This is a genomic window from Rothia sp. 11273D007AR (assembly GCF_053547255.1).
In genome coordinates, this window is sequence record NZ_JBPPWJ010000015.1 from 1 (window position 1) to 25940 (window position 25940).

Sequence of the window (25940 nt, forward strand, 5' to 3'; positions counted from 1 at the left end):
GTTGTATGGGCGGGTGTTTGCGGTGGTGCGGGGGTTGGTGTTTTTGGCTGCGGGTGGGACTTTTGAATAAGCCTCATAATCTAGTATTTACAGACGTCACTCTGTCTCAGACAAGGCCGTTTCCTGAAGTCTGACCCACACATCTTCTTCACCAGACTCTGCCCATTCTCGATGAGCTCTAGCGTATTCATCGGCAAGGTCTACAGCTGCCACCTGTTCCACGTCAGTTTGAACAACAGATGATTGGTTGGTGGTCATACCTCAATCCTACCGACTGGGTTATCTGCAGCTCAAGACCTCAACCCATCAGGCACACGCCCTGACCCCGCCCGTGTGGCATAATGACCAGGTTAGACACACTGACTTTCCGAGGAGACCCCGTGGGTGTTGAGAGCGAACGTTTTGCCCGGTTGAGGCTACTTTTTAAGAACGAGGGCCTGCAGAAACTTCAGGACTCCACCGTCATGGTGCTGGGTCTTGGCGGCGTTGGTTCGGCCTGTGCTGAGGCTCTGGCCCGCGGCGGTGTGGGCAACCTGATTGTGCTGGACCGCGACGTCGTGGAAGAAAGCAACATCAACCGGCAAGCCCTGGCCTTTACCTCCACCCTGGGCAAGGTTAAGGCCGAGGTCATGGAGGGCATGATTAAGGAGATCCAGCCCGACTGCACCGTCACCGCTGAGCGGGTCTTCCTCACCCCCGATAACCTGGCTGAGACCCTGGATAAGTTCCCCCGCCCCGACTACGTCATTGACTGCATCGACACCATCACCCAGAAGCTGGCCGTCTACCAGTGGGCTGCTGAGCGGGGCCTGAACCTGGTGGCCTCCATGGGTGCTGCGAATCGTCTTGACCCGACCATGCTGCAGTTCGCTAATATCCGCCGCACCTACAACTGTTCAATGTCTAAGGTGATTCGGTCTGAGTGCCGCAAGCGTCAGATTTACGGGCTTGAGGTGCTCTTTTCCACCGAGCTGCCCTTCAAGGTGGAGAAGGCCCCGGGCGCTAAGGCCAAGGGTGAGACCCTGGGTTCCATGAGCTACATGCCCCCGATTATGGGGCAGATGTTGGCGGGTAAGGTGATTCGTCAGCTGGCCGGTATGGAAAAGATTCCGGCACCTCCCTACCTGGGTTCCCAGGCGGGAGAGAAGGACGCCGCAGGTCAGCACCTGCCTCAGCCCCGCTAGTATGCTGCTTGATACCCACTTTCACTATGACTTCCTGGCCCCGGCGCTTCGGTCAGCGTTTGACGAAGCGCTGCGGGCCCAGGGCGTCCAGGTTATTGCCCAGACCCTCTTGCCATCAGCTTACCGGGAACTTCGGCAGGTAACTGACCCGGCTGGGCCCTTGCTCTCTCTTGGTTTTCACCCCTGGTGGATGGTCTCACCAGCCCAAGTTGAGGCTGAGCTGGAGGTTTTTGAGGCTGAGGTAGCCAGCTGCCGGTTCATTGGTGAAATTGGGCTAGATTTTTCGCCCCGCCGCCTGGAGGTATCCCCTGCCGACCTGCAGCTGGGGGCCCTGGGCAGTCTTCTGAGTATGGTAAGTGAGGCAGCCGCCGGGCAAACAGAGCAGAAGCCCTATGTGCTGTCCCTGCACGCCGTCCGTGCAACAACAGCCATGCTTGATCTTTTCGAGGAGCTTGCTCTACCTGGCGCACCTGTCGTGCCGGTGATTCACCGCTTTGGGGGCACCAGCGATGAGCTGACCCGGCTGGTGCGGGCAGGTGGGTGTATTTCGGTTCATCCGCAGATGGTTGAGAGCAAGCGCGGACGGGCCTACATCCGCCAGGTGCCCGCAGACCGCCTGCTTCTGGAAACGGACCTACCCGAGCAGCCCACCGACTCGCTTGACGTCCAGTTCTTTGCGCAAGAGGTGGGCGGACGCCTGCGCCGACTTGTCGAGGGCATTTCGGCTGAGCGCGGCGTAGACTTTCTACCGATTCTGCGGGAGAACCAGAGGCGGCTCTATTCTCTTTAGTACCCCTGCCCTGGCTTATGGCCCAGGTTTTCTCGGGGCACAAAAAAGTCTCGGCAACAAGCTGTTACCGAGACCTGAGTGGTGGAGGTAAGGGGATTCGAACCCCTGACCTTCTGCATGCCATGCAGACGCGCTACCAACTGCGCCATACCCCCGTGGAGCTAAGGGGATTCGAACCCCTGACCTTCTGCATGCCATGCAGACGCGCTACCAACTGCGCCATAGCCCCTTATTCACTTATTCCCCGCTCTCGCGGCGACTGTTCTATCTTATGGCACCCACAAGGGCTCATGCAAATCGAGAACCCACCAGCACCCATGAACTGCATCACATAATATTCATGGACTGTTCAACCTCTGTCCACAAAAGGACGCCCCACCCTACTCCCCTAACGCAGGGAAGTTGGGTGGAGCAGGCTCGCAGCGAAGCTGCTGGCACCGGGGCTGGCGTGAATCGGTTGTGAGCGAAGCGAACCAGCGAGAGGGTCGGCAGCAAGCGCGAGCCTGTGCAACCCCTCTTAGACTGAGTTTCTAGTCTTCGCGCTGGTTCATCAGATCCGCTTCGGGAGTGATGATCTCAAAGTCAGCTTCGGCGCCTTCAGTATCGACGGCACCGGCTTCGCTTTCCAGGCCCAGGTCGATGCGGGGGGCGTCGCCCCAGAGGCGGTCGAGGGCGTAGAAGGCGCGGTCTTCTTCGTGCTGTACGTGCACTACAATGTCGCCGAAGTCCAGGAGTACCCAGCGGCCTTCTGCGCGGCCTTCGCGGCGCAGGGGCTTGAGGCCCAGTTCTTCACGGAGCTTATCTTCAACCTCGTCAACAATTGCGTTGACCAGGCGTTCGTTGTGGGCTGAGACGACCAGGAAGCCGTCGATCAAACCCATAATGTCAGAAGCGTCGACGGCCAGCAGGTTGGTTCCCTGCATGTCGTCGGCCGCGCGTGCGGCTACCTTCAACGCTTCAATAGACTCTGCAGCTGCAGTCATTTCGCCCTTTCCGAGCAAATCATTCCCCAAACCTTTTGGGGTCTCATTCAACTAAATCTTTAACTGAAGAAAAGGAACCACACGGTAGCCAGCACAAGCACGAGAAGCAGGAGGCCCACGACGGCTACGATTGCGCCGGTGGATCGCCCCTCTGATGTTTCTGGGCTGTAGGTTGCTGCTGCTTCTTGTTCCACTTCGGCAAGGTCGCCGGAGGGGGCTTCGTCCGTCTGTTTGACGGTGCCTGCGAAGTTGAAGCGCTGAGCGTCTTCTTCCTGGTCGGGGCCGGGGGCCACCGCCGGGGTCTCAGGTGCAGACTCGGTGGTCTCTTCGTCCTCTTCTGCCTGTGGCTCGTAGGTGTACCCTTCGGGTGCCTCGGCAGTTTCTTCAGAACTATCAGAGTCTACCGCACCGGTGCTGTCACTGGCTAGGGTGCTGGCGGCTGGGTCAGTCACATCGGCGCTGTCGATTTCGGTAAGGTCAAGGCCCTGGGCATCAACCGCGCGGACGGGGGCGGGCAGGTCCGGGGTGTGCTGGCCGGCGGTAAAGAGTTCGGTGACGGGCCCGCCCTGGGTGTCTTCGGCGAGCTCCGCTTGGGCTTCTTCTTCGGGGTGGGTTGCCCTATATTCATCGTCCTTGGCCTGGGCGCGGGCGATGATAGCGGCAATTGCCTCAGGGTTTGTGGTGACGACGGGTTCCTCGGCCTCAGGCTCTTCTGCCTCGGGGCTCTCATCAGCTGCCGCGTCACTCGTTTCTTCAGTAGCTTCAGGCTCTTCTGCCTGCAGCTCATCAACGCTCACGAAGTCACTTTCACCGGTGATTTCGCCGGCGGCAGCGGCGAAGTCTACCTGCTCGGTAGCTTCAGCCGGCTCAGAGTAGTCGGCGCCGAGAACCTGCTGATCAATGTGGGCCAGGGGGTCTTCAACCACGGTGGCGCGGGTGTTATCGAAATCTACGTCGAGTTTCTCGCCCTCACCGGTGCTGATGCTGCCCATCTGCGACAGGTCAACCAGGGAGCGGGCGGCGTCCTGCTCTACCTCTACGCCCTCGACGGCCCCCATAAACATGGGCACCTCGGGCAGCTCTTCATCCCCCCGCTGCAGGGCGCGCAGGTATTCAGCGACCTCTTCGTAGTAGCGGCTCAGACGGCGCGGGCCCATGGGTCGGGTCGGGGGCGGGATTTCTAGCCCGTCCTCAGTGGTGTAACTTTCGGTGAGGTAGGCGGGTGTCTCGTCGTTCTGGCCGTCCGCGGCCTGATCGGGTCGTGTGCTCACAGTGTTTCCTTGAGTGGGATGCCTGGTTCTTGTGGTTAATGCTACCAAGCCAGACAGGTGGTGAAGGTTCTTAGCTGAGGTGGTCTTTGGTTTTATTTCAGCCGGGGCAGGCCAGCTACGTAGCCGCCGCCCTGGGTGCCGGTGTCGTCGCCGGTGTAGAGGCTGTATTTATTGATGTACTGCACTACCCCGTCGGGCACCAGGTACCAGACAGGCAGGTCATTGCGGGCCCGGTCGCGGATGTCGGTCGATGAGATCGCCATGGCCGGAATCTCAATGACGCGGACGCGCCCCTGCGCTTCTTCGGGCACGGTTAGTTCGTGGCCGGGGCGGGTGACCGCCACGAAGGTGGCAAGGTCCCACATCTTGTGGGCGTCTTTCCAGGTGGTAATTTGGCTCATGGCATCGGCACCGGTGATAAAGAAGAGCTCGTCGTTGGGGCGCTCGGCGCGCAGGTCGGTGAGGGTGTCGATGGTGAAGGTGGGGCCCTGGCGATCAATATCGACCCGGCTCACGGTGAAGCGGGGGTTGGAAGCGGTGGCAATCACCGTCATCAGGTAGCGGTGCTCAGGGGCGGTGACCTGCTTGTTGGCCTTCTGCCAGGGGTTGCCAGTGGGCACGAAAATTACTTCGTCGAGGCTCAGCACAGCAGCGACTTCGCTGGCCGCAACCAGGTGCCCGTGGTGAATGGGGTCGAAGGTGCCACCCATGACCCCCACGCGGGTGGTGGCGGGATCGGGTTCGGGGATACCGAGCTCACGTCGGATTTCATGGGCGGGACGAATCACGGGTCTCCTGCTCGCTTTTGTATGTACGGCTTCGGCGCGGGCCCGCCCCCCCGGTTACCGGGGTGGTGCGGGCACCGCGCCGAAGTGTGGTGGAGAAAAGTTTAGCGCTTGTGCTTGCTCTGGTAGTCGCGCAGGGCCTCGGTCTCTTCGTGGGAGAGGTGGTCTGCTGCGTGGTCAGGGCGTACAACGCCGCGGCCTGAGAATGAGATGGTAATCAGGAAGAGCAGGCCGAAGACAATGAAGCCGATGATGGCGAACCAGTAGGTGGGCATACCGAGCAGTTCGAGCTGGTGGCTACCTTCTTCTGAGGCAAGTACGGTGGCGCCTGATGCAAGTACAGATGAAAACATGTGTGTGTACCTTTCGAGGCTGGGCGGTGTGTGGCCGCGCCAGTGCGGTCAAAGTATGGGTTTATTACCATGCTACCGGGTTTCGCGCTCTATGAGCGGGACTTTACCCGGTGGCAGGTGCGATTTTTCTGCTTTTAGTCGCGGCTGTGCCAGTCGCCGCGCACAATCCACTTGGTGGTGGTGAGCTGTTCTAGGCCCATGGGGCCGCGGGCGTGCAGTTTCTGGGTCGAGATGCCGACCTCAGCGCCCAGGCCGAACTGGCCGCCGTCCGTAAACCGGGTCGAGGCGTTCACGTACACTGCCGCGGAGTCAACGTCGCGAATAAACTTCTCGGCGTTGGCGATATCGTTGGTCAGAATCGCCTCGGAGTGGCCGGTGGAGTATTCACGAATATGGGCAATAGCGGCGCGCACATCGGGCACGGTCTTAACAGCCAAGTCCAGGGAGCCGTACTCGGTGGCCCAGTCTTCCTCGGTTGCCTCTACCGCATCTACGCCCTCGGGCAGGATGGCGCGGGTGGCGGCGTCCGCATGCAGGGTTACCCCCGCCTTAGCCAGGGCCGCAAGGACGCCCGGGGCGGCTTTCGCGCCCTCGGCCAGGAGCAGGGTTTCTACGGTATTGCAGGTACCGGGCCGCTGGGTCTTGGCGTTGACCAGAATCTCCGCGGACTTTGCCGGATCAGCGGTGACGTCGAGGAAGATGTGGCAGTTGCCCTCACCGGTCTCAATCACCGGCACCTTAGCGTTCTGCACCACCGACTGAATCAGGCTGCGACCGCCTCGCGGAATCAGCACATCGATATGCCCGCGAGCCAGCATCAGGGCTGCAGCGCCCTCACGGCCAAACTCGTCCACCGACTGCACCGAGTCAATGGGCAGGCCGGTAGCGTGCAGGGCATCGCGGATAATACGAACAACCACCTGGTTGCTCTTGGCAGCAGCTGAGCCGCCGCGCAGCATCACCGCATTACCGGCCTTAATAGCTAGGCCAGCGATATCAACCGTTACGTTGGGGCGGGCCTCATAGATAGCGCCCACCACGCCCAGGGGCACCCGTACCTGCTGCATCCGCAGGCCGTTCGGCAGGGTTGAACCGCGCACCAGCTCCCCCACCGGGTCGGGTAGGGCAACCAGCTCGCGTAGGGCGTCCGCAAGCTCAACCACCCGGTGCTCGGTCAAACGCAGGCGGTCCAGCATGGCCTCGCTCATACCGGCTTCCCGCTCCCGTTCAAGATCCTGGGCGTTCTGCTCGATAATCACCGTCGAATGCTTTTCGAGTGAATCGGCAACAGCCAGCAAAGCCCGGTTCTTCCAGCGGGTATCGGCCTTGGCCAGACGCCGGGAGGCGATACGGGCGTCCACCGCCATATCGGTGACCTGCCGCATCACATCGTCACTCACGTGTACCTGCTCGCCCATGAGCATCTCCTTATGTATAGGGGGTTAAACAACCTTGAAACTATCCTACCGGCGCACCCGCGCAAGGGCCCAGTATTACTGGGGGCCGGTGATTACTACAGGGAGGGGGCCACCAGCGCAATATTATCGGCGTGCGCTACCGTACCGTCGTAGGTCTCCCCCATGGTGCGCTGAATCTGCTCGGTGTGCAGACCCACCATCTGGGCGGTCTCACCGGCAGTATAAGAACTCAGGGCATGAGCCAGCACTTCGCCACCCTCGTCAACAATCGCCACGGGGCTACCGCCCTCAAAGGAGCCCTGAACCCCCAGCACACCGGCTGCTAGCAAAGAACGACGGCGGCGCAGGGCGGCGGCAGCGCCCGCGTCCACGGTAATTGAGCCCTCTATATCGGCCAGGTGCTCCAGCCAGAGGGTCTGCACCGGACGGCGCTCGCCGGTGGCGTAGAACCAGGTGCCGACGTCCTCACCGGCAAAGGCGGCGCGGGCGTGAGCCGCGCTCGTCACCAGGGCGGGAATTCCGGACGCCGCAGCCACCTGGGCAGCCTTCACCTTCGTCACCATTCCACCAGAACCCACACCGGCAGATCCCACCGACCCAATCGACAGGCCAGCCAGGTCAGCTTCGTTACGCACGCTGCTCACGCGCTCGCCACCCTGATCGGGGTGGCGGGTGTAGAGGGCATCCACATCAGAGAGTAGAAGCAGGGCGTCGGCTTTGACGGTGTGGGCCACGAGGGCCGCGATACGGTCGTTATCGCCGAAGCGGATTTCGCGGGTAGCTACCGCATCGTTCTCGTTGATAATGGGCATGACCCCCAGATCAAGAAGACGCTCTAGCTGGCGGTGGGCGTTCTGGTAGCGGTCTCGGGCCATGAGGTCTTCGGCGGTCAGCAGCACCTGGGAGACGGTAACGCCGTAGCGGGTAAAGATATCGGTGTAGCGGCTCATCAACAGGGACTGGCCGACGGACGCCGCCGCCTGCTGGGTTGCCAAATCTTTAGGACGGCGCGATAGGCCCAGCGGGGCAAGGCCGGCAGCAATAGCACCCGAGGACACAAAGACCAGCTCGATAGAGGGGTGCTCTTTTTTCTTCTTCGCCAGCACATCGGAGATAGTGGCGATAGCCAGCTCGTCCAGGGAGTTCTCGATGGAGGTCAGGGAGGAAGAGCCTACCTTCACCACAATCCGTTTGGCCCGTGGCATGTCGGAGCGTTCGATGATGGGGCTGCGGCGGTGCTTGCCGCGTGACTCGGCACTGGCCTGGAAGGCGTCCTTCAAATCCAATTGATTAGCTCCCTTAAAGTGTTAACTTTAGCTTCTATGAATATACAGCAAAGCCGCCCCGGGGACACGCCCCGAAGCGGCTTCTAACGCATAGTGGAATACGGTTGGGGCGCGGAAGGTGCTCCTACCCCGGCCTACTCTTCCTCGGCCGCCCGCTTGGCAGCTCGCTTTTCAGCCTTAGCTGCCTTGGCCTTAGCGGCGCGGGCCTCGTCGACAGACTCGGTCCAGATACCCGCCACGCGCTCAGCCTCAAGCTCGGCACGAGCCTCAGCCTTGGCGTCCATACGCTCGTGGAACTCAGCCTTGCGCTGGGCACGGGTGGGGCGAATGATTTCCTCAAGACGGGCATCGGTACCGCGCGGGGATGAGAGCAGCTCGGCGCCGCCGACCATGGTGGGCTCCCAGTCAAAGACCACGGCGTCCACTTCTTCACCGATCACCACGGCATCACCGGCAACGGCACCGGCCTTGAAGAGCTCATCTTCAACGCCCAGGCGGTTGAGGCGGTCAGCCAGATAGCCCACGGCTTCGTCGTTGTTGAAGTCGGTCTGCTTGATCCAGCGCTCAGGCTTCTCACCAATGACGCGGAAGAGGGGCTCAAGGTTGCGCTCTTCCTTGCGGATGATGAATTCCTGGCGCTTCTTGGAGCGGAAGCCCTTGGGCTTGACCACAGCAACGTCTTCTACGGGGGCGCTCTTGCTCTTCTTGCGGGCCTTACGGTCTGCTTCAACGAGCTCTGCCATGGCGAAGGTCAGCTGCTTGAGACCCTCGTGGGAGGCGGTTGAGATTTCAAAGACCCGGTAGCCGCGCTCTTCAAACATGGGGCGGACGAACTCAGCCAGCTCGCGCGCTTCGGGCACGTCAATCTTGTTGAGCACGATAATCTGGGGGCGCTCGTTGAGGGGCACAGTGACGCCGGCGGTGGGGTCAACCTCGTAGTTTTCAAGTTCCCCACGAATCACGTCGAAGTCGCTGATGGGGTCGCGGTTGGGCTCTAGGGTAGCGCAGTCAATGACGTGCACCAGGGCGCTGGAGCGCTCCACGTGGCGCAGGAAGCGGTGGCCCAGGCCCTTACCTTCGGAGGCACCTTCAATCAGGCCGGGAACATCGGCTACGGTGTAGCGGGTATCGCCCGCCTGCACCACACCCAGGTTGGGAATCAGGGTGGTGAAGGGGTAGTCAGCAATCTTGGGGCGGGCCGCAGAAATTGCTGCAATGAGGGAGGACTTACCGGCTGAGGGGTAGCCCACCAGCGCGACATCGGCAATAGACTTGAGTTCCAGCACAATATCGCGGGTGGAGCCTGGAATACCGAGCAGGGCAAAGCCGGGGGCCTTGCGCTTGGTGGAAGCTAGGGCTGCGTTGCCCTTACCGCCGATACCGCCTTCTGCTGCGACGAATTCATCGCCAATGCGAACCAGGTCGGCCAGGACGTTACCGTCGCGATCCTTGACGACGGTGCCCTGGGGAACGGGCAGGATCAGATCCTGGCCGTTGAAGCCGTGGGACATATCGCCGCGGCCGATGTCGCCGTTGGGGGCGCTCTGGTGGGGGCTGTGGTGGTATTCGAGCAGGGTGGTGGTCTGGGCATCGACGCGTAGGATGACGTCGCCGCCCTTGCCGCCGTTACCGCCGTTGGGGCCGCCGAGGGGCTTAAACTTCTCACGGCGAACCGAGACACAGCCGTGCCCACCGTGCCCACCGGTTACGTGTAGGACCACGCGATCTACAAATTCTGCCACGAGTGCAAGCTCCTTCAAAAAAGTTTGGTTTGGTTATCTAGTCTACAGGGTCGCCCCGGTGCCGGTCTGTGGCCGGACGCTCCTTGGGCGGCTTTGCGTAGGTGAGGTACGCAAAAGGGCGATTACGAGTTGCCCCGTAATCGCCCTTCTACTGAGGTGAGGTGTTTAGACCTTACTCAGCGGCTGCAAGGATGTTGACTACCTTGCGGCCCTTGCGGGTACCGAATTCGACCTTGCCTGCTGCCAGAGCGAACAGGGTGTCGTCGCCACCGCGGCCTACGTTGTTGCCGGGGTGGAAGTGGGTGCCGCGCTGACGAACGAGGATTTCGCCTGCGTTGACGGTCTCGCCGCCGTAGCGCTTAACACCGAGGTACTGGGGGTTTGAGTCACGGCCGTTACGGGTGGAGCTTGCGCCCTTCTTATGTGCCATTGATGCCTACCTTAGGTCAAAGAATGTTGGGATAAAACCAGTCTAAGCTGAACTTATGCGTTAATCGCGGTGATCTTAACGGTGGTCAGTTCGGCGCGGAAGCCCTGACGCTTCTTGTAACCGGTCTTGTTCTTGTACTTCTGAATAACGATCTTGGGACCGCGGAGGTCTTCGATCTTTTCTGCGGTGACCTTGGCTGAAGCCAGGGACTTTGCATCAACGGTGACCTTGTCGCCGTCAACCAGCATCAGCACGGGCAGCTCAATGGTGCTACCGGGCTCGCCAGCGACGCGGTCAAGGGTAACCAGGTCTCCAACTGAGACCTTTTCCTGGCGGCCGCCAGCGCGGACAATTGCGTATGCCACTTGGGAACTCACTTCTTCTTGACGTCATTTTAATGGTTCAAAACGGGTCTTCCTGAAAGGAACTCGGGCTCAACAGCAAGGTGGTGACCCGGTTTGCTCAGTACGTACCGGGCGGTTTCAGGTTCTGTCGTTTTGAGATGGTGTGGCCTTATCCCTGGTGGAATATGCCTAGCTGAGTCCACGCTAACGCTTGCTTGTGGAAACAGCACCGACTCACCAGTTTACGTGGTGAGTCGGTGCTGAGCAAGATATGTGGTGAACCCCTCAGGATCCGGGGAGATGAAGGCCCCGAAGCCGACTGGCTGGGTCTGGCATGAATTGCTTATGAGCGCCAGCGAATCAGCAAGAAGGTTAGTCGGCGCAGGGGCCTTTCATTCCCCGGATCTTTAGTTACCTACACGCTTGATATCTGCAGCTGAGACGCCGACGCCGAGCATGACGGGGGCGTCATCGCTGGATGCGGCGGGCTTAGTAGCCTGGTCGATGCTGGCGACTACGGAGCTACCGGTTGCGGCCTTGACCTCTTCGGTGCGCACTTCGGTGGAGCCGGCACCTGAGCTGACGGCGCGGCGGGAGCGGCGCTTCTTGCGGGGCGCTTCGCTTGCGGCAGCTGAGGGTGCGGACGCTTCGGCGGGGGTTTCGCTGGGTGCTTCGACCTTCTTGCCGGGGGTGGCTACGCCGGTGACGGCCGGGTCTGCTGCGACCTCGATGGGGGCGACGTACTTGACGTCGGAGCTTGAGGCGCGGCGGGGCTTGCGGGTGCGGCCCTTGCCTGACTCGTCCTGGTTGCGGGTGCCGCGGCGGTCGGTGCGGTCTGCACGGCCGACTCGGTCGTTACGGCCAGAGCGCTCACCTGAGGTAGTTGATTCTTCGCCGTCGCGGGGTTCGTAGTCGCGTCCGGCCTTCTGGGAGGCTCGGGCGCGGGCTTCGCCTGCGCGGATGGCGTCGAGTCGGGATGAGTTCTGGGTGAAGCGGGAGTCAGCTTCGGGGTCTACGTCCATAGACGCGTCGGAGTTGGCTGAGAAGTCATCTGCTGAAATCTCTTCGCGCTTCTTACCGCCCCGGCGCTTGGACTGGTGACGGCCCTTTGAGCGTTCCTCGGAAGACCCTTCGGTCTCGTTCTCAGCATCGGAGTCAAAGACGGCAGCCAGGGATTCGAGGGTGAAGGAGCCCTGCTCCCCCATGCTCTCTTCGGTGTCGGCGTCCGCCCCGGTGGGCAGCTCAATGACCTCGTCGCCGATGGTGAGCACCTGCTCGCCGCGGGCGTCCTGGTCCTGGTTCTGCTGGTTCTCCAGCTCCAGGCCGGCCTCGGCGCGGCGGTTGCGCTTGCGGCGCTTACGCTTGCGGGCTGACTTAGACTCGGTCTCACCCTGCTCGTCCTCGTGGTGGGCGCTGGCGGCAACAATGTTGGCCAGGGCAGCCTTGCGGGCCTCGGTCTTCTGCTCGGTCTCTTCGTTAACCTCGGTGAAGTCGCGGCGGTTCTGGGTCTTCTGGTTGCGGTAGCGCTTGCGGTCATCGCGTTCGGCACGGTGGATGAAATCGCTAGCGCCGCCGGAGCGGCCCTTCAGGGGCTGGTCGTGCACGAGAATGCCGCGACCGGCGCAGGCTTCACAGGGCTCTGAGAAGACTTCGAGCAGGCCGGTGCCCATGCGCTTGCGGGTCATCTGCACCAGGCCCAGGGAGGTTACTTCGGCAACCTGGTGCTTGGTGCGGTCACGGCCCAGGCACTCTACCAGGCGGCGGAGTACCAGGTCGCGGTTAGATTCGAGCACCATGTCGATGAAGTCGATGACCACGATGCCGCCGATGTCGCGCAGGCGCAGCTGGCGCACGATTTCTTCGGCTGCTTCGAGGTTGTTCTTGGTGACGGTTTCTTCGAGGTTGCCGCCGGAGCCGGTGAACTTGCCGGTGTTCACGTCCACCACGGTCATGGCTTCGGTGCGGTCGATGACCAGGGAGCCGCCGGAGGGCAGGTAAACCTTGCGGTCTAGAGCCTTGGCCAGCTGCTCTTCGATGCGGTAGTGGTCAAAGAGGTCGTCGTCCTCTTCCCACTTCTTCAGGCGGTCCAGCAGATCGGGAGCAACGTAGGTGACGTAGGCTTCGATGGAGTCCCAGGCGTCGGTGCCCTGTACCATCATGGAGGTGAAGTCTTCGTTGAAGACATCGCGCACGGTCTTGATGGTCAGGTCGGGTTCCTGGTAGAGCAGTTCGGGGGCCAGCACCTTGCGGGATTCACTCTTGGCCTTGATTTCTTCCCACTGCACGCGCAGACGGTTGATATCGTTGCTCAGCTCTTCTTCGCTGGCACCTTCTGCGGCGGTGCGGACGATGACGCCGGCGTCCTCGGGCAGACGGTCCTTGAGGATCTTCTTCAGGCGCTGACGCTCAACGTCGGGCAGCTTGCGGGAGATACCGGTCATGGAGCCACCGGGCACGTAGACCAGGTAACGGCCGGGCAGGGAGACCTGGCTGGTCAGGCGGGCACCCTTGTGGCCGACGGGGTCTTTGGTGACCTGCACCAGTACCGAGTCGCCTGCTTTGAGGGCGTTTTCAATCTTGCGGGGGGCGCCGTCGAGGCCGGTGACGTCCCAGTTCACTTCACCGGCGTAGAGCACGGCGTTGCGGCCGCGGCCAATGTCGACGAAGGCAGCTTCCATGGAGGGCAGAACATTCTGGACCTTGCCCAGGTAGACGTTGCCAATCAGGGAGTCCTGCTGGGTCTTGGACACAAAGTGCTCGGCCAAAACGCCGTCTTCGAGCACGCCAATCTGGATGCGGTCGTCCTTCTGGCGGACCAGCATCTGGCGGTCGACGGACTCGCGGCGAGCCAGGAACTCAGCTTCGGTAATGATCTGGCGGCGGCGGCCGGTGGCGCGGGTTTCGCGGCGACGGATGCGCTTGGCTTCCAGGCGGGTTGAGCCGCGGACGCCGGTAACCCGGTTGGTGCTGTGGGAGTCAGACAGTCGGGGGGCGCGCACCTTAACAATGGTGTCCTCGGGGTCGCCCTCGGTACCGCCTTCAAATTCGAGGTCGGCGTCACCGCGGCGGCGACGACGGCGGCGGTGGGAGGTGATTTCGGGGTCAAGGTCAGCCAGGCGGCGCTCACGGCGCTCAGCTTCTTCGGCCTCACGGCGGGCTTCCTTTTCGGCCCGCAGCTGCTCCATGATTTCGTCCATGTTGGGCGAGTAGAAGAGCAGATTGTTTGAGCTCACCGCCGCGTTGACCTGGGCTAGCTCTTCCTCCTTGAGCTCACGCAGGCTCTTCTGAGGAGCGGCAGGCTCTTCAGCGGTTTCGGCGGGGACTTCTTCTGTTTCAGCTTCTGCAGGCTCTGCCTCAGTTTCTGCTGCCTCTTCTGTGGCTTCTTCGGCAGACTCGGTTTCTTCAGCCTGTACAACGGCCTTCGCTTCGGGGCCCTTGGCCTGAGTCTCTTCCACCTCGGTGCTTACTTCGGCAACCTGTTCAGCGGCTGCGGTAGCTTCTGCAGCCTGGGTTTCTTCGAGGTTTTCTACAACCTCGGACTGTTCGCTGCTCATCAGCGTTCACTCTCCTTGTGTTCGTATGCCCCTGCCGCACCAGTGGTCTTGCCTGTAGTCGACGGTCCCTACCCTAAGGGGTGGTCCGCCGAAATCCTTGGCTACCCGGCTCAACCGTGAGCTCCTTGGCGTACTCGGCAGGTCAAGGCTTCTGTGCTCCATACCGAGGGGAACCGGGCCAGCGGCAACAACCCGAGGCAGCGCTAGGGCTGCACTTGATGGGGCTTGACGGTAAGGACGCCTGCGGGTAGGCAGTGCGTCACCGGCCGTTTCGGGGTGCCTGCTGGGTAGCGCTACCGCGTGCGGGCGGCACACTACCACACCCATTCTCTCACACCCGCGCTATTTTCACCCCATCTAGAACCGAACTCACCCCGCACCGGGCCGCCCTGTCCCAGCCAGCTCGCCCCGGGCGTCCTTACCTGGGAACTTAGTAAAGAAAACCTGCCCCCACCCCGCAAAACCGGGCGGGCTTGGAGCCTGCCCCGTAGTATGGGGAAAGAAAGTTTTATACAGCCTAAGGATTCACTGTGTCTACCCCCGTGAACACCCCCGATACTGAGAGCGGTATCAGCCAGGCCCAGCTCGATCGCAGGCTCGGCTGGTTCACCCTCATTCCCGGCCTGCTGGCCTTCGGAGCCGCCGCCATGCTGGTCTACGAGCGACTTCAGATTTATATGGACGGCGCCCACCGGTCGGTCTGCGATATCAACGCCCTGCTCAACTGCGGCACCGTCATGCGCACCTGGCAGGCAGAAGCCTTTGGCTTCCCCAACCCCTTTATCGGTATCGCCGGTTACGCTATCGTGCTGACTATCTCTACCGCTCTGATTGCCGGGGCGTCCTTCGCCCGCTGGTACTGGGTCGCCATGCAGGTGGGTCACACCCTGGCCATGGCCTTTGTGCTCTGGCTCTGGTACAACACCACCTTCGACATCAACGCCCTCTGCCTCTTCTGCATGGTGGTGTGGATTATGCAAACCGCAATCTTCGTGAAGGTCACCACCCGCAACATCCATGCAGGGGTTATCCCGACCTCTGAGAGCATCCGTCAGGCGGCCCCCAACTGGACCTGGTTCTCTATCATCCTGGTCTATATCTTGATCTTCGGCATTATCTTCATCCGCTTCTTCGATGTGATTATGGGAATGTTCTAAACCCCTCCCCACCGCAAAAGGCCGGGGCCCTCAGTACGAGGGCCCCGGCCTTTTTTAGTCTGCTGAGCGGCAGGTCTTTTTAGGCACCGAACCAGAGCGCGATTTCGCGGTCTGCTGATTCTGCTGAGTCTGAACCGTGAACCAGGTTCTTCTGCACGCTCTCGCCCCAGTCGCGACCAAAGTCACCGCGGATGGTTCCGGGGGCAGCGGTGGTGGGGTTGGAAGATCCCATGAGAGTACGGGCGCCCTCAAGCACGCCGTTGCCCTCAAGTACGAGAGCAACCACGGGGCCTGAGCCCATGTAAGACACCAGGGGCTCGTAGAAGGGCTTACCCTCGTGTTCCGCATAGTGCTGCTCGAGCAGCTCGCGGGAGGGAACCAGCATCTTCAACTCAGCAATGCGGTAGCCCTTACGCTCAAAACGGGCCAGCACCTGGCCGGTGAGGTTACGCTCCACACCGTCGGGCTTGACCAGAATCAGGGTACGCTCGGTCATGACAATCTCCTTTGATAGGTCAGGGTGAGTTTTCACCCTTACCCTACCAGACAGCCCGCTAGGCGGGGTTAGCCTTCTCCCATTCCTCCTGCTCTTTGGCGCGGACGGCGTTCTCGGCGTCCAGGCGGGCACCGCGCGTCACCCCGTACCAGTAGGCCACAGCAAAAGCCGCTCCCACAAAGAACATGGAGGGCAGGGCAAAACCAACCAGAATCAGGGCAGCCTGCAGACCGTAGCCCAGGTGGTAGCCCCAGGGCTTCTTCAGGAAGGCCGGGGTGGCTAGCAGGGCCGCTACCAGAGCTAGACCCAGTACCCAAATGACTACCTTGACCCAGGTGGGGTCGTTGAAGTGGTGGCCAAAAATTGCCAGGGTTGCAAAGAAGGCAACCAGGGCTTCGAGCGAGAGCACCATCGAGGTAAACATGACCTTGATAGAGCGCTGCTTTATCGGCTGGCCCGGGCGCCATTCGCGCTGGGCGCGCGTCATTCTCGCCATCATCTCTCCTTTACAGTCCGAGCAGGGTGCTAGCTTCGCCCACCACGGTAATAGAGCCGGTCACCAGTACCGCGGAGTTCAGGTTGGGCACATCGGCTGCAGCCGTCACCGCCGCGGACAGAGCATCGGGAATGTTCTCGTAGGTCTCGATGGCGTCTTCATCAAAACCAGCGTCGAGGGCCAATTCAGCTAGCTCTTCCGGGGCAATGGCACGCGGAGAGTCTGACTTGGTCAGGTGCAGTACCGTGCGCCAATCTGCCCGATCAACGTACTCGTCAAAGAGCAGGTTCAGCATGGTCGCGGCGTCCTTTTCACCCAGGATACCCACCACCAGGTGCAGTTCTTCAAAGCTGAAGGACTCCTTGAAGGCGGCTGCCGAAGCAGCGACACCGTGGGGGTTGTGGGCGGCATCGAGTACCACGGGCGGCTCGGTACGGGCTACCTCTAGGCGGCCCGGCGAGCGCACCTCGCCAAAGGCCAGCTTGATAAGGTCGAGGCTCAGTTCCTTCTCTCCCCCGCCCAAGAAGGCCTCAACCGCGGCCAGGGCCACGGCGGCGTTCTGGGCCTGATGGGCACCGAAGAGGGGCAGGGCTATGTCTTCGTAGCGTCCAGCTAGTCCTTGGATGGTAAGCAGCTGCCCGCCCACACCGGCGGTGCGGTCGACAGCGCCGAACTCTACGCCTTCAAAGCGGTAGTCGGCGTTGTGGGCGCGGGCGGCTTCGAGCAGGACCTGGGCGGCGGACGGGTCCTGGGCAGCGGAGATGAGGAAGCCGCCGTCCTTAATAATCCCTGCCTTCTCACCGGCAATTTCGGCGAGGGTCTCCCCCAGCATGTCGGTGTGGTCCAGGCCAATGGGGGTAACCACCGATACGGTAGCGTCGGCGACGTTGGTGGCGTCCCAGGAGCCCCCAATACCCACCTCAAGTACCATCACGTCCACCGGCTCGTCGGCGAAAATCGCAAAAGCCAGGATGGTGAGGGCTTCAAAGTAGGTGATGCGGGGGGCACCGGCTGCCTCAAGTTCAGCGTCCACGATTTGCAGGTAGGGCTGAATCTCGCCCCAGATACGCACAAAGGTGGAATCTGCCACGGGCGCCCCGTCAATCGAGATCCGCTCGGTGACCTTGGAAATATGGGGGCTGGTGTAGCGGCCCACACGGATGTCGTGCGCCATGAGCAGGCGCTCAATCATGCGGGCGGTTGAGGTTTTGCCGTTGGTGCCGGTGATGTGGATGACCGGGGCTGCCTTGTTAGGTTCGCCCAGAATTTCCACGGCACGGGTCATCGCGTCGAGGCGGGGGGCCATCTTGTGCTCGGGGGCACGAGCCAGCAGATCGGCGTAGACCGAGGCTACGCCGAGGGCATCGTCAGCGCGAGCGCCCTCGGCAGCAATCTCGGCAAACACGGGGTCAAGCTCCATGTTGTCCTTGGTCATTTATGCCTTCTTCACGGTCGCTGAGAATTCAGCGCCCTCGAGGTAGGTCACGGCCACAGCCAGGGTCTCACCGGCCACCAGTTCCTCGTGCTTCTTGATAGCTTCGAGGTCAGCGGCGGGGGCGGTGATGGTCAGCTCGATGCGGTCTGAGACGTTCAGGCCGGCGTCCTTACGCTCGGACTGGATGGCGCGGACGGCGTCGCGGGCAGTACCCTCGGCGCGCAGCTCGTCGGTGAGGGTGGTATCGAGTACCAGGAAGCCGCCGCCGGGCAGAACCGAGACGGCGCGCTCTGCGGCGCCGTCGGTTTCTGCGACCACGGTTTCAAGCTCGTACTCGCCCGGCTCCAGAGCCATGTTGTCGGCACCAACCACAACGGTGCCGTCCTCGGTGACCTTCCAGTCCCCGCTCTTAGAAGCCTTGATAGCAACCTGCACCTGCTTGCCCAGGCGGGGGCCGGCGGCACGGGCATTGACCTTGAGCTGCTGGGAGATGCCGAAGTCCGCAGGAGCCACCTCGGCAGCGTCCAGAAGCTCAACCGCCTTGATGTTGAGCTCATCAGCGATGATCGACTCAAAGGTACCGGCCAGGTCCTTGCCACCGGCAACCGCCACGGTCAGGGCTGCCAGGGGCTGGCGCACGCGCAGCTTGTGGGCCTTACGCAGGGCAGAACCGGCAGAGGCAACAGCGCGGGTGGTCTCCATCAGGGCCAGCAGCTCAGCCTCGTCCTTGAAGTCCTCCGGCGAAGGCAGGTCGGTCAGGTGAACCGAACGTTCCCCGGTCAGGCCACGGTAGATTTCTTCAGTGGTCAAAGGCAGCAGGGGGGCCGCCATCTTCACAAAGGTCACCAGGGCGGTGTAGAGCACGTCGAAGGCCGCGGCGTCTTCGTTGAAGAAGCGCTCGCGGGAGCGACGCACATACCAGTTGGTCAGGGCGTCGGTGTAGGTGCGCAGGGCCTCGCAGGCGGCAGATACATCGTAGGCGTCCATGGCCTCGGTGACCTCGGCAACCAGCTGACGGGTCTTACCCAGGATAAAGCGGTCCATCACATGTTCGGCCTCGGTAACCAACTTGGCCTCGTAGCCTGCACCGCCGTTGGCAGCGTTGGTGTAGAGGGCGAAGAAGTGGTAGACGTTCCACAGGGGCAGCATGACCTGGCGGACGCCCTCGCGGATGCCCTGCTCGGTCACAATCAGGTTGCCGCCGCGCAGAATCGGGGATGACATCAGGAACCAGCGCATGGCGTCCGAACCGTCGCGATCCAGAACCTCGGAGACGTCCGGGTAGTTGCGCAGGGACTTAGACATCTTCTGGCCGTCCGAGCCCAGCACGATGCCGTGGGCAATGACGTTCTCAAAGGCGGTGCGGTCGAAGAGGGCGGTGGCCAGAATGTGCATGGTGTAGAACCAGCCGCGGGTCTGGCCAATGTACTCAACGATGAAGTCTGCCGGGTAGTGGGCCTCGAACCACTCCTTGTTTTCGAAGGGGTAGTGGAACTGGGCGAAGGGCATAGAACCGGAGTCGAACCAGACGTCCAGCACGTCCTCCACGCGGCGCATGGTGGACTTGCCGGTGGGGTCGTCCGGGTTGGGTCGGGTCAGCTCGTCGATGTAGGGGCGGTGCAGGTCGACCTCGCCGTCCTTGTTCAGGGGCAGGCGGCCGAAGTCGGCTTCCAGCTCAGCCAGGGAGCCGTAGACGTCGGTGCGGGGGTAGTTGGGGTCATCAGAGACCCAGACCGGGATCGGGGAGCCCCAGAAGCGGTTACGCGAGATGGACCAGTCGCGGGCGTTCTCAACCCACTTACCGAACTGGCCGTGCTTGACGTTCTCGGGGATCCAGTTGATGTCCTCGTTCAGCTCGCTCATGCGGCCCTTGAAGTCGGTCACGCGCACGTACCAGGAGGTGATGGCGCGGTAGACCAGGGGGGTGCGGCAGCGCCAGCAGTGGGGGTAGGAGTGAACGTAGGACTTCTCGCGAATCAGCACACCGTCAGCCTTGAGGGTGTTGATGATGGTGCGGTTAGCCTCGAAAATCTGGACGCCTGCAATCTCAGCCAGGGGGGCACCCTCGGCCAGGGAAGAGTCGGCGAAGAGGTCCAGGAACTTGGCGCCCTCGTCGATGGACAGAATCACGGGGATACCGTAGCCCTCACAGACCTTCTGGTCGTCCTCACCGTAGGCGGGGGCCTGATGGACCAGGCCGGTACCGTCGGTGGTGGTCACGTAGTCAGCGACCAGGATCTGCCAGGCCTTCTCGGTGCCGAACTTTTCTGCGTCGGTGAAGTAGTCCCACAGGGGTGCGTAGCGCACACCTTCGAGCTGGGTGCCGGTGTAGGTGGCAAGGACGGCCTCGCGGGCGGCGTCCGCGGGCTTTTCGGCGTCCCCGTAGCCCAGGTCTTTGGCGTACTCGCCCAGCAGGTCGGCAGCCAGCAGGAAGCGGCGTCCTTCTAGCTCACCGGCGCCGGGCACGACAACGTAGCTGATCTCGGGGCCAGCGGCCAGAGCCTGGTTGGTGGGCAGGGTCCAGGGGGTGGTGGTCCAGGCCAGGGCCTCAACACCGGCCAGTTCGGCGGCAACTTCGGGGTGCTTGGCCAGGGTGGCGTCGTCGGTGATGCGGAAAGCCACGGTGACGGACGGGTCCTGACGCTCCTTGTAGACGTCATCGTCCATGCGCAGCTCGTGGTTGGACAGCGGGGTTTCGTCCTTCCAGCAGTAGGGCAGCACGCGGAAGCCCTCGTAGGTCAGGCCCTTATCGTGAAGCTGCTTGAAAGCCCAAATCACGGACTCCATGTACTCCACGTTCAGGGTCTTGTAGTCGTTCTCAAAATCCACCCAGCGGGCCTGGCGGGTGACGTACTCTTCCCATTCCTTGGTGTACTTGAGCACCGAGGCGCGGGCAGCGTCGTTGAAGTTATCGATGCCCATCTCGATGATCTGCTGCTTGTCGGTCATGCCCAGCTGCTTCATCGCTTCCAGCTCAGCAGGCAGGCCGTGGGTGTCCCAGCCAAAACGGCGCTCCACCTTGTGGCCGCGCTGGGTCTGGTAGCGGGCGACCAGGTCCTTGACGTAGCCGGTCAGCAGGTGGCCGTAGTGGGGCAGGCCGTTGGCGAAGGGAGGCCCGTCGTTGAAAACGAACTCGTTGGCGCCGTTCTCACCGGCGTCACGGTTGTCGATGGAGGCCTGGAAGGTGTCGTCCTTCTTCCAGTAATCGAGCACTGCTTCTTCGAGTGCGGGGAAAGAGGGGGAAGCGGCCACAAAGCTGGCTCCGCTTGCACTTGCCTTGGGGTAAACAGGCTTCTTGGTCATGGTTGCGCCCTTAGGTTCTTGTCTGCCTAGTACTTGGGGTGCAAGGACGCCTGCCCTCCCCCGTCCGCTCGACGGGTGGGGAACCTGCGCGGTACCACCTTGCTTACGTCAACCGGTCCGACCCCACCCCGGGCCGCACTAAAAAGTGCGGGCGGGTATGGGTCTGCGCCGGGGCAGCCTACCGTCTCGTGAGATGAGGTAGGTTGCGCCCAGCGCAGGGTCGAACCGGTTATCAGTCGCTTCATGACAGCTGTTTCGGGCTTACCCGTCCGGGTCTACTGGGGCTATATCTATTCCGCGCACTCCCCTCGTCGCAACGAATTACGGGGGTGTGCAGGTACAGCCTGTTCTTCCGGATTGCTCGCCGGTGATAGCCGGGTCATTGCAACTGTTACCTATTTTAGGGGCAGGGGCGGTGGCTGTCTAACGGGTTTTTTGCTTTTCTGGCAGGCACCCGCCGGGCCCGGGCGTGAATTACAGGCGTGTGAGCACAAGATGTAGTACAGAGGCGGACACCCCGCCCCAAGATAGCGGATTACCGCCAGCTGGCAGGGTGAGCAGGGGAACCTAAATTACAATTCTTGCCCCCGCCCCTGTGCTCAACTTCAGGTCGCACCTACCTGCGGGCGGCGTCCGCATACTTCCCCTATTCCACGAGCGTCCATCAGACTCTCAAAGTGCTTATTCCCCTGGTGGGCGCTCCGAGAGTCTGGTGGCCCCTTAGAGGCGGCGGGCACGGTTGAAAGCTCGCTCCATCTTGATTTTGAGCTCGTGCGGACGCCGGGTGAGCTCGTCCCACGCTACTCGAACCACATCCCACCCCTGCCCCCGCAAGAGAGCCTCACGTTCATTCTGCCGCCCAAAAACGTCCTCACGCTCACCAAACTGGGTGTATTTAATCTGCCCATCAAACTCAACGATGATCTTGAAATCTGGCCAGGCAAAATCTACCCTGAACTGCTGCCCATATACCCCAATCACGTGCTGCTCAACAGGCCGAGGCAAACCACACCTCATCAAGAAAAGCCGCAGCAAACTCTCCCCAGGCGACTCGCTGAGAGGGCTTACGATATCTGCAATTATGCGAGCCTGCACGGAACCACGGCCAGAGAGCCCCCGTAAGGCCTGGGTCAGTTTTTGGTGCTCAATCTTCCGCAAAGAACTATCCGCAAGCACAAGCGCCTCTTCGAATTTCATCACCCTCATACAGTGAAGAACCGTATCGAGCGGTGCGGTTACATCTACACCTAAACTTTTCTCGATTTCGTACCGGTTGTTTCTATGCCGCACAACCCGCGGTGAAGGGGTGCCGTGTGCCTGACCCACTGTATGGATAGCAGTCGGTATATGGAGTAGCCACATACCGTGTACCGCTGCCGCTGAATGGTGGGATAGCACCGAGGTTTTGAGCCTGCTTCTGCCATACCCGATGACACGGGCAAGATACTGCTGACTAGGGTAAAGCTGAGAGTGGAAACCACTTTCCATATAGCTTCCGTAGCCAAGCCGCTGATACTCGTCGCGAGCGACCGCGCGAGCGAGGGCGTCCTTGTTTATGCCTCGTGCAAATAGATCCTGTGTGGTCTGTACGGCCATAGCTATTTCTTCTGGAGATTTCATGGTCAGATTGTGCGCTGATCCGGGCAGATTTCGCTAGAAAGGTACTTCCTGTGGATAGCGCTTTGCTCACCAGTGCACGGCAAGTGCGAATAAAACGGTGCAGCCGTGACGCAGTATGACGCAGCTGAGCTAAGTGTCCACAAGAATCTTGCACCACCCATTTGAGGCATAAGCACTACGAGAGTCTGGTGGGCGCTCAAGATGAACCCACCCCTGATACGCCGCTAGACTTGGGTTCAAGCACTACCCAGGAGAACACCATGCCCCTCATTAATGTCTCGTACGCATCTACTCAGTCTGATGAGAAGAAGGCCGAGCTGATTGCTGAACTCACCCGCACCTATGCCCGGGTGATGGGTGCCAAGGAAAGCTCGGTGTGGGTGATTCTTAACGAGGTACCGCGCACCGATTGGGGTGTGGGTGGCCAGCCTCTAGCAGCGCTTGACGCGGCAGCAGCTCACCAGCAGGACACCCGCGTAGAGATTCGCCAGGCACAGCATGAAGACCTACCCGCCCTAGCAGCCATTGAAGCTGAGTGCTTCCCGGCGGCTGAAGCAGCGAGTGAGAGCGACCTGCGAGCCAGGTTCGAGGTTTTTGGGGAGCATTTCTGGGTACTTGAAGCTGACGGCGAAGTTGTTGCCTTTATCGACGGGCTGGTAACCGACTCCCCCGTTATCTTCGATGACCTCTACAAGAGCCCCCAGGCCCATACTCGACACGGGGCTTACCAGACGGTGTTTGGTATCAACACCCGCCCGGCCCACCGGGGCCGGGGGTACGCGTCCGCCCTGATAGAAAAGCTCATCGACCAGGCACGAGAGCAGGGGCGAACAGGGGTGATTCTTACCTGCAAGAAGGAGCTGATTGGCTTCTATGAGAAGCTCGGCTTTGAGCTTGATAGGGTCTCAGAATCAACCCACGGCGGCGCTATCTGGCACGACATGACCCTGCATCTGCGCTAAACGCAAGGACGCCCGCCCCACCTAGCGCAGGTGGGGCGGGCGATTGTGTGCATAGGTGAGCTAAGCGTTACAGAAGCAGATGGGCAACCGGTGCGGTGAGCACAGTTGACAGCACCACCCGTTCAAACCAAATCACCGTCAGCTGCCAGAAGCTCACAGGAATCTCCGTTGCCAAAATTGATGGAACCATAGCTGAAAGAAAGATAACCGCCGAGACACAGACAACCGCAATGATAAAGCGGGTGGAAAGGTCAGCTTCAGGCCCGATTGCAGAGGCAGGAAGGAACATCTCTACATATCCCAGTGCAATTGCTTTACCAGCACCTGCAGGATCAGCCATGCCGGCTATCCAGGTAAAGGGGTAGAGCAACCAGCCCACCCAGTCAAAGAGCGGGGTGTGACGGCCCAGTAAAATGCCGATGAGGCCTACCGACATGATGGACGGAAGGATAGAGGAAGCCATCATAAGGCCGTCTTTAAAATTGATCCACATGGTTGCAAATACCCCGGGTGAAGCCTGCAGAGTGGCTCGTGCCTGAGCCCACGCCACCTTGAATTTATCGCGCCCTACCGATTTTTCAGGCTGGGGCGTGACACCTGGGTAGTACTCGTCAGGAATTCGAGAGAGCGGCGGAATACGAACCAGCACAGCAGTCACCAGATAGGTAACAATCAGGCTGGTAAAGAAGTAAAGAAGCCAGTAGTCCATCAGGTTGAGGGCATTCGCAACAACCACCATGAAGGTGACAGAAACGGTTGAGAAACCCACGGCGATGATAGCGGCCTCTTTAGCGGTGTACCCTCCAGATTTATAGACACGGTTGGTCAACAGCAGACCCAACGAGTAGGATCCAACGAAGCTAGCCACAGCGTCAACCGCTGAACGTCCGGGTGTTTTCCAGACCGGCTTCATGACGGGGCGAACGAAAACGCCGATAAACTCCATGAGGCCAAACCCAATGAGGAACCCCAGGAAGATTGCGCCGATAGGAACAATGAGGCCCACCGACCCTACTAGAGTCCCCCAGAGGAAGGGTCCAACGCCGGGTTGGTCTAGCCAGCTGGGCGGGCTGGTCACCATGAGGACGGCGGCGATCAGACCCACTATGTTGAGCAAAGCGAAGATGGTTTTGGTGGTGCTCGCCTTCCATGTGCCCTGAAGGAATGGGCGGACGGTGCCGAAAGCAATGAGCCCAAGGAGCAACCAGGGCACCACCGGGCCGAGTATGGCCCGGACGATGGTAACCAGGTGGTCCAGAGGGATACTGGTTTTGCCCTGGTAGGTGATTGGGATGAAGAACATAAAGATGCCGATAGCGGAGCAGGCGATGAGTTTAAAGGCGTCTTTACCCGCGCCCGGCCTGCTTACGGTATCGATGGCGGCAGTGGGCTCCTGGCTCCACGACTGCATAGACATAGTAACCTCCACACCTGAGTGGTTGTATATACATTGCAGTCAGCCTACCAACTTGTGTGCTGCGTGTCACTATGTTTATTTGATTATTTCCAACCCAAAGCCGCAACGACGCGATCCAGCAGAGCAAGGGCTCGCCGCGGGTTACCCCCGCCAGAAACAGCCACCAGTTCATCGCCCTGCCTGCGGTGGGCCAGCGACCAGACGGGGGATTCCTGCGATGCCCCGCCCACTAGGCACCAGATTCCTCGCTCTTCGCAGAGGTCAGCGACCCGTGCATTGAGGCCTGGTGAGTCAGTGAGCGCGTAGACCAGCCAGGCCCCAGCAAGATCTTCGGGAGCAAACGGACGCCGGTGGGCAACCAGGTGACCGGCGGCCAGTTCTTCTTCAATTGCGGCACCCAAAGTAGGTGCCACCACTTCAACGTGGGCACCTGCGCGCAGGAGGGGGCCAAGTTTACGGGCAGCAACCCGCCCGGCCCCCACAAGGAGTACCCGGCGTCCGCGCATATCCAGCGCTAGGGGTAAGCGCTGATTCACGCGGGCAGCTCCACCCAGATATCCCCGTCGCGCACCTCCACAGGGTAAACGGGTAGGCGATGCTCAGCCCCAGAGAGACAGTTGCCGCTTACCAGGGAGTACACCTCTTTGTAGAGCGGGGAGGTTACGGTCGGCTCGCCGTTCTTTTCACCAACAATGCCGCGAGCTACCACCAGGGAGCCGGAGGCAGGGTCCTTATGGTCGGTGACGAAAATGGAATCGCCAGCGGTGCGGAAGACCGCGTATTGCTGCCCATTAATCAGGGCAGCCTCACCCCAGTTGGGTTCCAGGTCGTCCATGGTGCAGATGCGGTACCACTGTGATGTCACGGTTTTCTCCCTATTTCTACGTCACTGCTTGTGTTTGCGTGGGTTTATC

General features: G+C 61.1%; 23 protein-coding genes and 2 tRNA genes. 4 read left to right on the forward strand and 21 right to left on the reverse strand.

The window, feature by feature from the left end:
* Window positions 1-96: 96 nt before the first annotated feature.
* Window positions 97-258: a hypothetical protein gene (locus ACED88_RS08900; RefSeq protein WP_449109388.1), complete on the reverse strand. Its 162-nt coding sequence runs from the start codon at window positions 256-258 to the stop codon at window positions 97-99.
* Window positions 259-380: 122 nt separating this feature from the next.
* Between ACED88_RS08900 and ACED88_RS08905 the strand changes: the two genes are divergently transcribed.
* Together ACED88_RS08905 and ACED88_RS08910 are read left to right on the forward strand one after the other, a co-directional pair.
* Window positions 381-1184, forward strand: coding sequence for a tRNA threonylcarbamoyladenosine dehydratase (locus ACED88_RS08905; RefSeq protein ID WP_449109389.1), 804 nt, complete (start codon window positions 381-383; stop codon window positions 1182-1184).
* Between the two features lies 1 nt (window position 1185).
* Window positions 1186-1974, forward strand: coding sequence for a TatD family hydrolase (locus tag ACED88_RS08910; protein WP_449109390.1), 789 nt, complete (start codon window positions 1186-1188; stop codon window positions 1972-1974).
* A gap of 79 nt (window positions 1975-2053) precedes the next feature.
* On the opposite strand, the gene ACED88_RS08915 is transcribed toward ACED88_RS08910, so the two are convergent.
* The 12 genes from ACED88_RS08915 to ACED88_RS08970 form a co-directional block, all read right to left on the reverse strand.
* Window positions 2054-2129 (reverse strand) — tRNA-Ala (locus tag ACED88_RS08915).
* 1 nt (window position 2130) lies between these two features.
* Window positions 2131-2203, reverse strand: a tRNA-Ala gene (locus ACED88_RS08920).
* A gap of 301 nt (window positions 2204-2504) precedes the next feature.
* Window positions 2505-2957, reverse strand: a complete 453-nt coding sequence (rsfS, locus tag ACED88_RS08925) for a ribosome silencing factor (protein ID WP_237199378.1) — start codon at window positions 2955-2957, stop codon at window positions 2505-2507.
* Between the two features lie 59 nt (window positions 2958-3016).
* The gene (locus tag ACED88_RS08930; RefSeq protein WP_449109391.1) at window positions 3017-4228 is read right to left on the reverse strand and encodes a hypothetical protein; all 1212 of its coding nucleotides are present in this window, start codon (window positions 4226-4228) and stop codon (window positions 3017-3019) included.
* 92 nt (window positions 4229-4320) lie between these two features.
* The gene (nadD, locus tag ACED88_RS08935; protein ID WP_449109392.1) at window positions 4321-5016 is read right to left on the reverse strand and encodes a nicotinate-nucleotide adenylyltransferase; all 696 of its coding nucleotides are present in this window, start codon (window positions 5014-5016) and stop codon (window positions 4321-4323) included.
* A gap of 101 nt (window positions 5017-5117) precedes the next feature.
* Entirely contained in the window at window positions 5118-5366 is a 249-nt protein-coding gene (locus ACED88_RS08940; protein WP_449109393.1) for a hypothetical protein, read from the reverse strand.
* Between the two features lie 134 nt (window positions 5367-5500).
* Window positions 5501-6784, reverse strand: a complete 1284-nt coding sequence (locus ACED88_RS08945) for a glutamate-5-semialdehyde dehydrogenase (protein ID WP_449109394.1) — start codon at window positions 6782-6784, stop codon at window positions 5501-5503.
* 95 nt (window positions 6785-6879) lie between these two features.
* On the reverse strand, window positions 6880-7989 hold the full coding sequence (gene proB / locus ACED88_RS08950; RefSeq protein WP_237206654.1) for a glutamate 5-kinase: 1110 nt from the start codon (window positions 7987-7989) through the stop codon (window positions 6880-6882).
* A gap of 215 nt (window positions 7990-8204) precedes the next feature.
* On the reverse strand, window positions 8205-9812 hold the full coding sequence (obgE, locus tag ACED88_RS08955; protein WP_449109395.1) for a GTPase ObgE: 1608 nt from the start codon (window positions 9810-9812) through the stop codon (window positions 8205-8207).
* 172 nt (window positions 9813-9984) lie between these two features.
* A complete protein-coding gene (gene rpmA, locus ACED88_RS08960) occupies window positions 9985-10242 on the reverse strand; it encodes a 50S ribosomal protein L27 (protein ID WP_135013898.1) in 258 nt (85 codons plus the stop codon).
* 53 nt (window positions 10243-10295) lie between these two features.
* Window positions 10296-10607, reverse strand: coding sequence for a 50S ribosomal protein L21 (gene rplU / locus ACED88_RS08965; RefSeq protein WP_135013897.1), 312 nt, complete (start codon window positions 10605-10607; stop codon window positions 10296-10298).
* Window positions 10608-10993: 386 nt separating this feature from the next.
* A complete protein-coding gene (locus tag ACED88_RS08970) occupies window positions 10994-14140 on the reverse strand; it encodes an Rne/Rng family ribonuclease (protein WP_449109396.1) in 3147 nt (1048 codons plus the stop codon).
* Window positions 14141-14670: 530 nt separating this feature from the next.
* Between ACED88_RS08970 and ACED88_RS08975 the strand changes: the two genes are divergently transcribed.
* Complete coding sequence (locus ACED88_RS08975; protein WP_431464618.1) at window positions 14671-15297, forward strand: vitamin K epoxide reductase family protein; 627 nt, start codon at window positions 14671-14673, stop codon at window positions 15295-15297.
* A 79-nt stretch (window positions 15298-15376) separates the two neighbouring features.
* On the opposite strand, the gene ndk is transcribed toward ACED88_RS08975, so the two are convergent.
* The 5 genes from ndk to ACED88_RS09000 form a co-directional block, all read right to left on the reverse strand.
* Window positions 15377-15793 (reverse strand): nucleoside-diphosphate kinase, encoded by a 417-nt coding sequence (gene ndk, locus ACED88_RS08980; RefSeq protein ID WP_237186160.1) that lies wholly within the window; start codon window positions 15791-15793, stop codon window positions 15377-15379.
* A gap of 58 nt (window positions 15794-15851) precedes the next feature.
* A complete protein-coding gene (locus tag ACED88_RS08985) occupies window positions 15852-16289 on the reverse strand; it encodes a DUF4233 domain-containing protein (protein WP_449109426.1) in 438 nt (145 codons plus the stop codon).
* Between the two features lie 10 nt (window positions 16290-16299).
* Window positions 16300-17724 carry a bifunctional folylpolyglutamate synthase/dihydrofolate synthase gene (locus ACED88_RS08990; protein WP_336603687.1) on the reverse strand — a complete coding sequence of 475 codons (1425 nt, stop codon included), beginning with the start codon at window positions 17722-17724 and terminating at the stop codon, window positions 16300-16302.
* A complete protein-coding gene (ileS, locus tag ACED88_RS08995) occupies window positions 17725-21027 on the reverse strand; it encodes an isoleucine--tRNA ligase (protein ID WP_449109397.1) in 3303 nt (1100 codons plus the stop codon).
* A 720-nt stretch (window positions 21028-21747) separates the two neighbouring features.
* Window positions 21748-22032, reverse strand: coding sequence for a DUF559 domain-containing protein (locus ACED88_RS09000; protein WP_237193985.1), 285 nt, complete (start codon window positions 22030-22032; stop codon window positions 21748-21750).
* A gap of 875 nt (window positions 22033-22907) precedes the next feature.
* Between ACED88_RS09000 and ACED88_RS09005 the strand changes: the two genes are divergently transcribed.
* A complete protein-coding gene (locus ACED88_RS09005; RefSeq protein ID WP_449109398.1) occupies window positions 22908-23609 on the forward strand; it encodes a GNAT family N-acetyltransferase in 702 nt (233 codons plus the stop codon).
* 67 nt (window positions 23610-23676) lie between these two features.
* Here ACED88_RS09005 and ACED88_RS09010 read toward each other — a convergent pair whose 3' ends face one another.
* From ACED88_RS09010 to nirD, 3 genes are all read right to left on the reverse strand, one after another.
* On the reverse strand, window positions 23677-25026 hold the full coding sequence (locus ACED88_RS09010) for a YjiH family protein (protein ID WP_449109399.1): 1350 nt from the start codon (window positions 25024-25026) through the stop codon (window positions 23677-23679).
* Between the two features lie 83 nt (window positions 25027-25109).
* On the reverse strand, window positions 25110-25562 hold the full coding sequence (locus ACED88_RS09015) for a precorrin-2 dehydrogenase/sirohydrochlorin ferrochelatase family protein (protein WP_449109400.1): 453 nt from the start codon (window positions 25560-25562) through the stop codon (window positions 25110-25112).
* Window positions 25559-25891, reverse strand: a complete 333-nt coding sequence (gene nirD / locus ACED88_RS09020; RefSeq protein ID WP_449109401.1) for a nitrite reductase small subunit NirD — start codon at window positions 25889-25891, stop codon at window positions 25559-25561. The genes ACED88_RS09015 and nirD overlap by 4 nt, the downstream gene beginning before the upstream one ends.
* Window positions 25892-25940 lie beyond the last annotated feature (49 nt).

Excerpts from the sequence above, each read along its gene's own strand:
- proB (WP_237206654.1), bottom strand. The coding sequence starts at position 7,989 with ATGCCACGGGCCAAACGGATTGTGGTGAAGGTAGGCTCTTCCTCCCTG.
- ndk (WP_237186160.1), bottom strand. The coding sequence starts at position 15,793 with ATGACCGAGCGTACCCTGATTCTGGTCAAGCCCGACGGTGTGGAGCGT.
- ACED88_RS08900 (WP_449109388.1), bottom strand. The coding sequence starts at position 258 with ATGACCACCAACCAATCATCTGTTGTTCAAACTGACGTGGAACAGGTG.
- rpmA (WP_135013898.1), bottom strand. The coding sequence starts at position 10,242 with ATGGCACATAAGAAGGGCGCAAGCTCCACCCGTAACGGCCGTGACTCA.
- ACED88_RS09010 (WP_449109399.1), bottom strand. The coding sequence starts at position 25,026 with ATGTCTATGCAGTCGTGGAGCCAGGAGCCCACTGCCGCCATCGATACC.
- ileS (WP_449109397.1), bottom strand. The coding sequence starts at position 21,027 with ATGACCAAGAAGCCTGTTTACCCCAAGGCAAGTGCAAGCGGAGCCAGC.
- ACED88_RS08910 (WP_449109390.1), top strand. The coding sequence starts at position 1,186 with ATGCTGCTTGATACCCACTTTCACTATGACTTCCTGGCCCCGGCGCTT.
- ACED88_RS08985 (WP_449109426.1), bottom strand. The coding sequence starts at position 16,289 with ATGGCGAGAATGACGCGCGCCCAGCGCGAATGGCGCCCGGGCCAGCCG.
- ACED88_RS09005 (WP_449109398.1), top strand. The coding sequence starts at position 22,908 with ATGCCCCTCATTAATGTCTCGTACGCATCTACTCAGTCTGATGAGAAG.
- rsfS (WP_237199378.1), bottom strand. The coding sequence starts at position 2,957 with ATGACTGCAGCTGCAGAGTCTATTGAAGCGTTGAAGGTAGCCGCACGC.
- ACED88_RS08940 (WP_449109393.1), bottom strand. The coding sequence starts at position 5,366 with ATGTTTTCATCTGTACTTGCATCAGGCGCCACCGTACTTGCCTCAGAA.
- ACED88_RS08945 (WP_449109394.1), bottom strand. The coding sequence starts at position 6,784 with ATGGGCGAGCAGGTACACGTGAGTGACGATGTGATGCGGCAGGTCACC.
- ACED88_RS08990 (WP_336603687.1), bottom strand. The coding sequence starts at position 17,724 with ATGACCAAGGACAACATGGAGCTTGACCCCGTGTTTGCCGAGATTGCT.
- ACED88_RS08970 (WP_449109396.1), bottom strand. The coding sequence starts at position 14,140 with ATGAGCAGCGAACAGTCCGAGGTTGTAGAAAACCTCGAAGAAACCCAG.